This is a genomic window from Streptomyces pathocidini, assembly GCF_001418495.1.
Lineage (GTDB): Bacteria > Actinomycetota > Actinomycetes > Streptomycetales > Streptomycetaceae > Streptomyces > Streptomyces pathocidini.
Genome location: NZ_LIQY01000505.1, coordinates 1 through 10,200 on the forward strand (window position 1 = coordinate 1; position 10,200 = coordinate 10,200).

8 protein-coding genes are annotated in these 10,200 nt (G+C 70.8%); 5 read left to right on the plus strand and 3 right to left on the minus strand.

All coding sequences use genetic code 11. The features are described from left to right. A partial coding sequence (locus AOK16_RS21450) for an ATP-grasp domain-containing protein (protein WP_055473818.1) occupies positions 1–851 on the plus strand: 851 nt, incomplete at its 5' end. Positions 852–1,617: 766 nt separating this feature from the next. On the opposite strand, the gene AOK16_RS21455 is transcribed toward AOK16_RS21450, so the two are convergent. From AOK16_RS21455 to AOK16_RS21465, 3 genes are all read right to left on the minus strand, one after another. Then, complete coding sequence (locus AOK16_RS21455; protein ID WP_055473819.1) at positions 1,618–2,172, minus strand: hypothetical protein; 555 nt, start codon at positions 2,170–2,172, stop codon at positions 1,618–1,620. A 176-nt stretch (positions 2,173–2,348) separates the two neighbouring features. Then, positions 2,349–2,600, minus strand: coding sequence for a type II toxin-antitoxin system RelE family toxin (locus AOK16_RS21460; RefSeq protein ID WP_055473820.1), 252 nt, complete (start codon positions 2,598–2,600; stop codon positions 2,349–2,351). Further along, the gene (locus tag AOK16_RS21465; RefSeq protein ID WP_055473821.1) at positions 2,597–2,848 is read right to left on the minus strand and encodes a type II toxin-antitoxin system Phd/YefM family antitoxin; all 252 of its coding nucleotides are present in this window, start codon (positions 2,846–2,848) and stop codon (positions 2,597–2,599) included. Before AOK16_RS21465 ends, AOK16_RS21460 begins: the two co-directional genes overlap by 4 nt. A gap of 201 nt (positions 2,849–3,049) precedes the next feature. On the opposite strand from AOK16_RS21465, the gene mfd reads away from it, so the two are divergent. The 4 genes from mfd to AOK16_RS21485 all read left to right on the plus strand — a co-directional run. Then, positions 3,050–6,583 carry a transcription-repair coupling factor gene (gene mfd / locus AOK16_RS21470; protein ID WP_055473822.1) on the plus strand — a complete coding sequence of 1,178 codons (3,534 nt, stop codon included), beginning with the start codon at positions 3,050–3,052 and terminating at the stop codon, positions 6,581–6,583. 279 nt (positions 6,584–6,862) lie between these two features. Then, positions 6,863–8,320, plus strand: coding sequence for an MDR family MFS transporter (locus AOK16_RS21475; protein WP_055473823.1), 1,458 nt, complete (start codon positions 6,863–6,865; stop codon positions 8,318–8,320). 104 nt (positions 8,321–8,424) lie between these two features. After that, positions 8,425–9,693 carry a tyrosine--tRNA ligase gene (gene tyrS, locus AOK16_RS21480; RefSeq protein WP_055473824.1) on the plus strand — a complete coding sequence of 423 codons (1,269 nt, stop codon included), beginning with the start codon at positions 8,425–8,427 and terminating at the stop codon, positions 9,691–9,693. Positions 9,694–9,791: 98 nt separating this feature from the next. Further along, a partial coding sequence (locus AOK16_RS21485; protein WP_169790928.1) for a PH domain-containing protein occupies positions 9,792–10,200 on the plus strand: 409 nt, incomplete at its 3' end.

Consider the following 10,200-nt stretch of genomic DNA (forward strand, 5'->3'; position numbering starts at 1 on the left):
TGGCCGCGCTGCGGGACGCGGTCGCGGCGGCGGGCGCCGAGGTGACGGTGGCCGAGTGGGACGACCCGGCGGTGGACTGGGCCGGGTTCGACCTCGCGCTGATCCGGTCGACGTGGGACTACACCTGGCGTACGGGGGAGTTCCTCGCCTGGGTCGAGCGGTGCGCGGCCGCGACCACGCTGGCCAACCCGGGCCCGGTCGTGAGCTGGAACGCCGACAAGCGCTACCTCGGCGACCTGGCCCAGGCCGGCGTCCCGGCGGTGCCCACCAGCTACTCCGCGCCGGGAAGCCGGGTGGAGGACCTGCCGCTGCCGGACGACCGGGAGTACGTGATCAAGCCGGCGTCCGGGGCCGGGGCCCGGTACGCCGCGCGCTACCGGCCCGAGGACCGTGCCGTGGCGCTGCGCCACGTCGAGCGCATGCACGCGGAGGGCCTGACGGCGATGGTCCAGCCGTTCATGAGCCGCATCGACACCAGGGGCGAACGCGCCCTGGTCTTCCTCGCGGGCCGCTTCCTGCACGCCATCCGGAAGAACGCGGTCCTCTCCCCGGGCACCGCGTACGACGCCCGCAAGATCGCCCACCCCGGCAAGCGCCCGTACGAGCCCACGGCCACCGAACTGGCCGTGGCCGAGCGGGCGTTGGCCGCCGTCCCCGGCACCCCGGACCTCCTCTACGCGCGCGTGGACCTGGTCGAAGACGACCAGGGAGCCCCGCGCGTCATGGAGCTGGAACTCATAGAACCCCAACTCTTCCTGGGCCCCCACCCGGAGTCCCTCCCGACGGTTGCGAAGGCGGTGGTCGCGGCAGCGAGGACGGCGCAGGCCTCACGGCGGCCGGTGGTCGGTTGATCGCCTTGCCAGGCAGGGCGGTTCACTCGTAGGCGGCTGGGGTGAGATGCGCCCGGAAGGCGAACTCGATCTCGACGGCGCCGCCTGCGGCGGGGACGCCCGAACGCGGCCTCGGTCCTGTTATCGCCCGCGGCGGGCGGTGGTGAGGTGGTCGAGGTCGCCTGCCTTGACGTTGCGTATGAATCGAGGTGAGCCCCGCGATGGATTCCCAACTGGGCTCTACCCAAAGGCCGTTGCGTACCCAGTACAGGACGCTGACGGCTGTGCCCATCATGCCGAGCCAGGCCAGGGACGTAGTGAGGCGTTCGCCCGGCGTCATGCCGTCCCGGTCGAGGCCCGCACGGTAGGCCTCGTCGATCCGTAGGTCCGCCGCGGACTGTGCATACCGTGCGGGGGGTCCGGAAGAGGTCGCGGGCCGGGCGGGCCGCCTCGACCACGGCCTCGTACGCCTCCGCCAGGACCTCGTCGGCCAGCCCGGCGGGCGCGTGGTGGTCGAGGACGAGGCGAAGTTCGACCTCCGCCGCCCACTGCTCGTCGTCGTCCCTCGGCCAATCGGGCTTTTCGTTGGTGGCCATCCATCTCCCCTGCGGTTCAACGCCTGGTTGCTGTTCTCGAACAGCGAGATGGCCGTGGGGCCGAAGTCGTTGCAGGCGCCCGGGCGCCGAGCCCGGTCAGCGCCGGGCGGAACGCAAGAGAAGGGGCAGTGCCTGGATCGGAGGACGGATCCGGGCACTGCCCCTGAGTGCTACGCGCGGTGGTTGCCGCTTTAGCGCACGGTCACGTTGACCGTGTTGGAGACCAGCTTGCCGCCGGCGAGGCGGAGCTTGTTGGCGCCCTTGAGGCCGAGCTTGACGCGGATGCCGTAGCTGCCGTCCTTGTTGACCGTGGTGGAGGCGGGCAGCGAGACCCACTTCTTGCTCTTGGCCTGGTACTGCTGGACGGTCAGCTTGGTGCCTGCCTTCAGGCCGGTGGCCTTGCCGGTGATCCGGAACTGCTGCCAGGCGGCGACGCTGCTGCGGTCGGCCTTGGCGGTGAGGTTGACGGCCTTGGCGGCGGGCACCGTGACGACGGGCTTGGGCTTGTCGTTCGGGAGCTCGGTGCCCGGCTTGGTGGGCTGGGTGGCCGGGCCCTGCGTGCCCGGCTTGGTGGGCTGGGTGGCCGGGCCTTCCGTGCCCGGGGAGAGGGTGACGGTCTTGTTCGGGACCGGGGTCGGCGCCGGGGCGGCGACAGCGGAGGCGGCCGTGCCGAGGGTGCCGACGAGAACGGCGGCGGCCAGGGAGCCGGCGGCGGCGAAACGGATGCCACGAGTGTTCTTCAGCATGTTCTATCTCCGAGTTCCGGGGGGCCGGAAGTGACCTTGGCCCCGAGGGGTGCCACCCGTTTCGCGGGGCGTTCCCGCGGTCGGTGGCATTTCGCACTGAGAGATAGGAATCCGCGGCAAACCGGTTCACATAGGTTTGTTCGTGATTCTGTAACAGCCGTCCATCGCCGCTCGGCTCATCCGGTTCTGCCGAGGTGGATCACGGCGATCGTGACGGTGGCGTCGGCGATCTCGTACAAGACCCGATATCGGCCGACGTGCATGCGGCGCAGATCCGGCGATCCGTATTCAGCGGCGCCCGCCGGTCGCGGATCTATGGCCAACAGGTCGATCGAGTCGAAGACTTGCCGCAGGCCTTCGGGGTCGTCCTTGAGGAAGCGGGCCGCGGAGTCGATCGCGGGCTCGTCCCAGACGATCTTGTAGCTCACTCACACTCCAGGCCCAGTTGCGCACGGACCTCGTCGTGGGGGACGCCGACTGTGCCGGCGGTCTGTCGTTCTCGATACCGGGCCAGGGCGAGCGAGTCCTCCAGGTCCGCCAGTTCCTGGGGGTTGATGAGCACGGCGGCGGGCTGGCCGTGATCGGTGATCGTGATGCGCTCGCGCGCGTGTGAGGCCCGGCGGACCAGTGAGCCGAAGCGGGCCCGTGCTTCGGTGATCGGCAACGTGTCACTCATGTGCAGAAGTGTACAGTTCCAGCGGATTGTGCGCAGGTTACTGCCCCGCGTCACCTGTCGGACCGGCGTCGTACTCTGGAGCACCCCGGCCCGTTGCACGTGTCGGGTCCTTCGCGTTGTCCGGGTGGGTGAGGTGGCCAGCGGCCGCCGGGCCGCCGGGGGTGCGCGTCGTCCGGAGACCAGAAGACGGGGAAAGCCCTCATGAGCCTGCACGGTTTGCTCGACGTCGTCGTCAACGATCCCGCGCTCGCCGAGGCCGTGAAGGCCGCGGCCGACGGCAACCGGCCGCACGTCGATCTCGTCGGGCCGCCCGCCGCGCGCCCCTTCGCCATCGCCGCGCTGGCGCGGCGCGCCGACCGCCCGGTGCTGGCCGTGACCGCGACCGGCCGCGAGGCCGAGGACCTGGCCGCGGCCCTGCGCTCGCTGCTGCCGCCGGACGGGGTCGTGGAGTACCCGTCGTGGGAGACGCTGCCGCACGAGCGGCTCTCCCCCCGCTCCGATACCGTCGGCCGCCGCCTCGCCGTGCTGCGCCGGCTCGCCCACCCCAGCGCCGAGGACCCGTCCGCCGGGCCGGTCAGCGTCGTCGTCGCGCCGATCAGGTCCGTGCTCCAGCCGCAGGTCAAGGGGCTCGGCGACCTGGAGCCCGTAAGCCTTCGGGGTGGCCAGAGCGCCGACCTCGGCGAGGTGACCGACGCGCTCGGCGCCGCCGCGTACTCCCGGGTCGAACTCGTCGAGAAGCGCGGCGAGTTCGCGGTCCGCGGCGGGATTCTCGACGTCTTTCCGCCCACCGAGGAGCACCCGCTCCGGATCGAGTTCTGGGGCGACGACGTCGAGGAGATCCGCTACTTCAAGGTGGCCGACCAGCGCAGCCTGGAGGTCGCCGAGCACGGGCTGTGGGCCCCGCCCTGCCGCGAGCTGCTGCTGACCGAGGACGTGCGCCAGAGGGCGGCCGCCCTCGCCGAGCGCCACCCCGAACTCGGCGAGCTGCTCGGCAAGATCGCCGAGGGGATCGCGGTGGAGGGCATGGAGTCCCTCGCCCCCGTCCTCGTCGACGAGATGGAGCTGCTGCTCGACGTGGTGCCCGAGGGCAGCATGGCTATCGTCTGCGACCCCGAGCGGGTCCGCACCCGCGCCGCCGACCTGGTCGCGACCTCCCAGGAGTTCCTCCAGGCTTCGTGGGCGGCGACCGCGGGAGGAGGAGAGGCGCCGATCGACGTGGGCGCGGCCTCCCTGTGGGGCATCGCGGACGTCCGGGAGCGGGCGCGCGAGCGGGGGATGGCGTGGTGGACGGTCAGCCCGTTCGTCGCCGATGCCGAGCTGGAGGAGACCGACACCGTACGGCTCGGGCTGAACGCGCCCGAGAGCTACCGCGGCGACACCGCCCGCGCCCTGGCCGACACCAAGGGCTGGCTGGCCGACGGCTGGCGCACGGTCTACGTGACCGAGGCGCACGGCCCGGCCGCCCGCACCGTCGAGGTCCTCGGCGGCGAGGGCATCGCCGCCCGCCTGGAGGCGGACCTCGACACCATCGCGCCGTCGGTGGTGCATGTCGCCTGCGGCTCCGTCGAGTACGGGTTCGTGGCCCCCGGCCTCAAGCTCGCCGTCCTCACCGAGACCGACCTGACCGGGCAGAAGGCGGCAGGCAAGGACGGGCAGCGGATGCCCGCCCGGCGCCGCAAGACCATCGACCCGCTGACCCTCCGGTCCGGCGACTACATCGTGCACGAACAGCACGGCGTGGGCCGCTACATCGAGATGGTGCAGCGCACAGTCCAGGGCGCCACCCGCGAGTACCTGGTGGTGGAGTACGCGCCCGCCAAGCGCGGCCAGCCCGGTGACCGGCTCTACATCCCCACCGACCAGCTGGAGCAGATCACCAAGTACGTGGGCGGCGAGGCCCCCACCCTGCACCGGCTCGGCGGTGCCGACTGGACCAAGACCAAGGCGCGCGCCAAGAAGGCCGTCAAGGAGATCGCCGCCGATCTGATCAAGCTCTACAGCGCCCGCATGGCCGCCCCCGGCCACACCTTCGGACCGGACACCCCCTGGCAGCGCGAGCTGGAGGACGCCTTCCCGTACGCGGAGACGCCCGACCAGCTGACCACCATCGCCGAGGTCAAGGAGGACATGGAGAAGTCGGTTCCGATGGACCGGCTGATCTGCGGCGACGTCGGCTACGGCAAGACGGAGATCGCGGTGCGGGCCGCCTTCAAGGCGGTGCAGGACGGCAAGCAGGTCGCCGTGCTCGTACCGACGACCCTGCTCGTCCAGCAGCACTTCGGCACGTTCAGCGAGCGTTACTCCCAATTCCCGGTCGCGGTCAAGGCGTTGAGCCGGTTCCAGACCGACACCGAGGCCAAGGCGGTGCTGGAGGGGCTGCACGAGGGCTCGGTGGACATCGTCATCGGCACGCACCGGCTCTTCTCCTCGGAGACCAGGTTCAAGGAGCTGGGCCTGGTCATCGTCGACGAGGAGCAGCGGTTCGGCGTCGAGCACAAGGAGCAGCTGAAGAAGCTGCGCGCCAATGTCGACGTGCTGACGATGTCCGCGACCCCCATCCCGCGCACCCTGGAGATGGCGGTCACCGGCATCCGCGAGATGTCCACGATCACCACCCCGCCGGAGGAGCGGCACCCGGTGCTGACCTTCGTCGGGCCGTACGAGCAGAAGCAGATCGGCGCCGCCATCCGCCGCGAGCTGCTGCGCGAGGGCCAGGTCTTCTACATCCACAACCGGGTCGAGTCCATCGACCGGGCGGCGGCGCGGCTGCGCGAGATCGTGCCGGAGGCGCGGATCGCCACGGCGCACGGGCAGATGTCGGAGTCGGCCCTGGAGCAGGTCGTGGTGGACTTCTGGGAGAAGAAGTTCGATGTGCTCGTCTCGACCACGATCGTCGAGTCCGGTATCGACATCTCCAACGCCAACACCCTCATCGTCGAGCGCGGCGACACCTTCGGGCTCTCCCAACTCCACCAGCTGCGCGGCCGCGTGGGCCGCGGCCGGGAGCGCGGCTACGCGTACTTCCTCTACCCGCCGGAGAAGCCGCTCACCGAGACCGCCCACGAGCGTCTGGCCACCATCGCCCAGCACACCGAGATGGGCGCGGGCATGTACGTGGCGATGAAGGACCTGGAGATCCGCGGCGCGGGCAACCTGCTGGGCGGCGAGCAGTCCGGCCACATCGCGGGCGTCGGCTTCGACCTGTACGTGCGGATGGTGGGCGAGGCCGTCGCCGACTACCGCGCCTCGCTGGAGGGCGGGGTCGAGGAGGAGCCGCCGCTCGAGGTCAAGATCGAGCTGCCGGTCGACGCGCACGTCCCGCACGACTACGCACCCGGCGAGCGGCTGCGCCTCCAGGCCTACCGCGCGATCGCCTCGGCCAACTCCGAGGAGGACATCGCGGCCGTCCGCGAGGAGCTGACCGACCGCTACGGCAAGCTGCCGGAGCCGGTCGAGAACCTCCTGCTGGTCGCGGGGCTGCGCATGCTGGCCCGTGCCTGCGGCGTGTCCGACATCACGCTCCAGGGCTCCAACGTCCGCTTCGGCCCGGTGGAGCTGCGGGAGTCCCAGGAGCTGCGCCTCAAGCGCCTGCACCCCCGCTCCCTGCTGAAGCCAGCCACGAAGCAGGTCCTCGTACCCCGTCCCACCACGGCCCGCATCGGTGGAAAGCCTCTGGTCGGCCGGGAGTTGCTGGCCTGGACCGGGGAGTTCCTGACGACGATCCTGGGCGGCTGACGGGCGGGCTCGGGGGCGGATTTACGGGCGGTTTGCAGACGGCTGCCCCGCGGCCCGGCGGGGGCGGCCGTCGCGCGCCGTCGGTGCGGGGGCGGGCGCGTGGGTCGGACACACTTGCGAAGAAAATTAGGATGAGACCGGCCGGGCGATGAGGAACACTCGGGCCGACCGATGAGCTCTGCCGGTCGCGCCGGTCTTACCGGTGCCATCACCCACGTCCGCGCCGGCGGCCTCGACTGCGAGGCGACTGTGACCAGGAACCCCCAGCGAGGTACTGCCATGACTGCTGCGATCCAAGAACGACCGGCCGTACGGGCCGGCCGCACGCCGACCGTGGTGCGGCTGCTCGTGCTGGCCACGTTCGTGGTGATCCTCAACGAGACCATCATGATCAACGCGATCCCGCGGTTGATGGAGTCGCTGCACGTCACCGAGGTGTCGGCGCAATGGGTGTCCACCGCGTTCATGCTCACCATGGCCGCCGTCATCCCGGTCACCGGCTGGTTCCTGCAGCGGGTCACCACACGCCAGGCCTACGCGATCGCAATGGGCGTGTTCCTCGCGGGCACCGTCGTGTGTGCCGTCGCCCCGGCCTTCGAGGTGCTGCTGCTGGGCCGGATCGTGCAGGCCGCCGGCACGGCCGTGATGATGCCCCTGCTGATGACCACGTTGATGATCGTGGTGCCCGAGCAGGACCGGGGCCGGGTGATGGGCAACGTCACCCTGGCGATCTCGGTGGCGCCCGCGCTCGGACCCGCCGTGTCCGGTCTGATCCTCCAGGCCGGCTCCTGGCGGCTGCTGTTCGTGGCCGTCCTGCCGATCGTGGTCCTGGTGACCCTGTTCGGGCTGCGCAAGCTGGAGAACATCGGTGAGCCGCAGGTGAGCTCCATCGACTGGCTCAGCGTGGCCGTGGCGGCCCTCGGCTTCGGCGGTCTGGTCTACGGGCTGAGCCTCTTCGGAGAGGGCGACGGCAAGGTCGGGCTCGGCGTCGGCATCGTCGCCGCCGGGGCCGCGATCATCGCGGTCTTCGTGATCCGCCAGCTCAGGTTGCAGCGCACCGGAGCGCCGCTGATGGACCTGCGCACCCTCCGGCACGGCACCTACACCCTGTCCCTGGCCCTCATGTCCATCGGGTTCCTGGCGATGCTCGGGTCGATGATCCTGCTGCCGCTGTACCTGCAGAACGTGCGCGGGCTCAGCCCGCTGGAGACCGGCCTGCTGGTCATGCCGGGCGGTCTGGCCATGGGCCTGCTGGGGCCGAGCGTCGGCAAGATCTTCGACCGGTTCGGCGGCCGGCCGCTGGTGGTGCCCGGCGCGATCGGCATGGTGCTCGCCCTGGCGGGGTTCACCCAGATCTCGATGACGATGCCGTACTGGCAGGTGCTGGGGCTGCACACGCTGCTGATGCTGAGTCTGGCCACGACGTTCACCCCGGCCTTCACCCTCGGCATGGGCGCACTGCCCCCGCAGCTGTACTCCCACGGCAGCTCGATGCTCGGGACGCTGCAGCAGGTCGCCGCGGCGTTCGGAACCGCGCTGGTGGTGACCCTGATGACCGCACGCACCGGCCGGCTGGCCGCCGACGGCGTCGCCGCCGGGCCCGCACAGGTGGGCGGGATGCGGCTGGCCTTTGCCGTCGCAGCCGCCCTGGCCGTGGTGACGATCGTCATCGCGGTAAAGCTGCCGGGCCGGGTCGCCGCCCCTGAGGCCGGCGAGGCGACGGCCACCGACGCCTGAGGCACGCCGAGTTCGGAACGGCCCCTGACCAGCACAAACACGGCAGTCTGGCGGGCGCACTACACTGGCCGCCACACTGGCACACATCCAAGGAGACACAGACCGTGACGGCCATCGTCGACGAGCTCAGCTGGCGCGGGCTGCTCGCCCACACCACTGACGAAGACGCACTGCGCAAGGCTCTCGCTGATGGTCCCATCACGTTCTATTGCGGCTTCGACCCGACCGCGGCCAGCCTGCACGTCGGGCACTTGGTGCAGGTGCTCACCCTCCGGCGACTCCAGCAGGCCGGGCACCGGCCGCTGGCGCTCGTGGGCGGCGCCACCGGACACATCGGTGACCCTCGGCCGACCGCCGAGCGCACTCTGAACGACCCGGAGACCATCGCCCAGTGGGTGACCCGGCTGCGCGCGCAGATCGAGCCGTATCTCTCCTTCGAGGGCGACAACGCGGCGACCATGGTCAACAACCTGGACTGGACCGCGGGCCTGTCCGTGATCGAGTTCCTGCGGGACATCGGCAAGCACTTCCGGGTGAACAAGATGCTCACCAAGGACTCGGTCGCCCAGCGCCTGGCCTCCGAACAGGGCATCAGTTACACGGAGTTCAGCTATCAGCTGCTTCAGGCCATGGACTACCTGCAGTTGTACCGGCGGTACGGCTGCACCCTCCAGACGGGCGGCAGCGACCAGTGGGGCAACCTCACGGCCGGTCTGGATCTGATTCACCGCGTGGAGCCGCACGCTCATGTGCACGCGCTCGCGACGCCGCTGATGACCAAGGCGGACGGCACCAAGTTCGGCAAGACCGAGACGGGCACGCTCTGGCTCGACCCGGAGATGACCACGCCGTACGCGTTCTACCAGTTCTGGCTGAACACGGATGACCAGGACATCTCGCGGTACATGCGCATCCTCTCCTTCAAGTCCCGTGAGGAACTCGAGGAGTTGGAGAAGGTCACCGAGGAACGGCCGCAAGCCCGTACCGCGCAGCGTGCGCTCGCCGAGGAGCTGACCACGCTGGTGCACGGCGCCGACGAGTGTGCCGCCGTGATCGCTGCGTCGAAGGCACTGTTCGGGCAGGGTGAGCTCGCCGAACTCGACGAGGCCACGCTGGCTGCCGCGGTCTCCGAACTCCCGAACGCCAAGGTGAGCGAACTCGCCCAGGTCACCGATCTGTTCGCGGAGGTCGGCCTGGTGGCGAGCAAGTCGGCCGCCCGTCGCACCGTGAAGGAGGGCGGCGCCTACGTGAACAACGTGAAGGTGACCGCCGAGGACGCGGTGGCCACGGCCGAGGAACTGCTGCACGGACGTTGGTTGGTGCTGCGCAGGGGCAAGAAGAACCTGGCGGCGATCGAGGTCACCGGAGCCTGAAGCAGGCCGGTGATGCTCAGCGGTCGGCCGCTATCCGATGCCGGACCGCAACGTCCGGAATCCGGAGTTGCGGGGCGGTGTCGGGCAGAATCGGGGCCATGACGAGCCCGAACCCCGACAGCCCCCGGCCCTCCGGCCCCCACTCCGAGCCGGCGTACGCGGAGCGCGCCTACCGGTCGCCCTCCGCGCTGGCCGGCGGAGTGCTGCTGCTGGTGCTGGGGCTGTGGATGGTGGGGGACGCGGCGGTGCGCGGCACGGGGCGTACGCCGTGGGTGGCGGTGGCGGCGATGCTGTTCCTGGCGCCGCTGGTCGTCGCGTACACGCTGCGGCCCGCGGTGTTCGCCGGTCCGCGGCGGCTGCGGGTACGCAACCCGTTCCGCACGGTCACGCTGCCCTGGGGATGCGTGGAGGGCGTCCGGGCCGCCTACTCCAGCGAGGTGTTCGCGGGCGGGCGGAAGTACCAGCTGTGGGCGATCCCCGTCTCGCTCCGGGCCCGCAAGGCCGCCG

Bases quoted from the DNA above. Each gene is read 5' to 3' on its own strand.
- AOK16_RS21455 (WP_055473819.1), bottom strand. From the start codon at position 2,172: ATGCTGAAGAACACTCGTGGCATCCGTTTCGCCGCCGCCGGCTCCCTG.
- AOK16_RS21465 (WP_055473821.1), bottom strand. From the start codon at position 2,848: ATGAGTGACACGTTGCCGATCACCGAAGCACGGGCCCGCTTCGGCTCA.
- mfd (WP_055473822.1), top strand. From the start codon at position 3,050: ATGAGCCTGCACGGTTTGCTCGACGTCGTCGTCAACGATCCCGCGCTC.
- AOK16_RS21475 (WP_055473823.1), top strand. From the start codon at position 6,863: ATGACTGCTGCGATCCAAGAACGACCGGCCGTACGGGCCGGCCGCACG.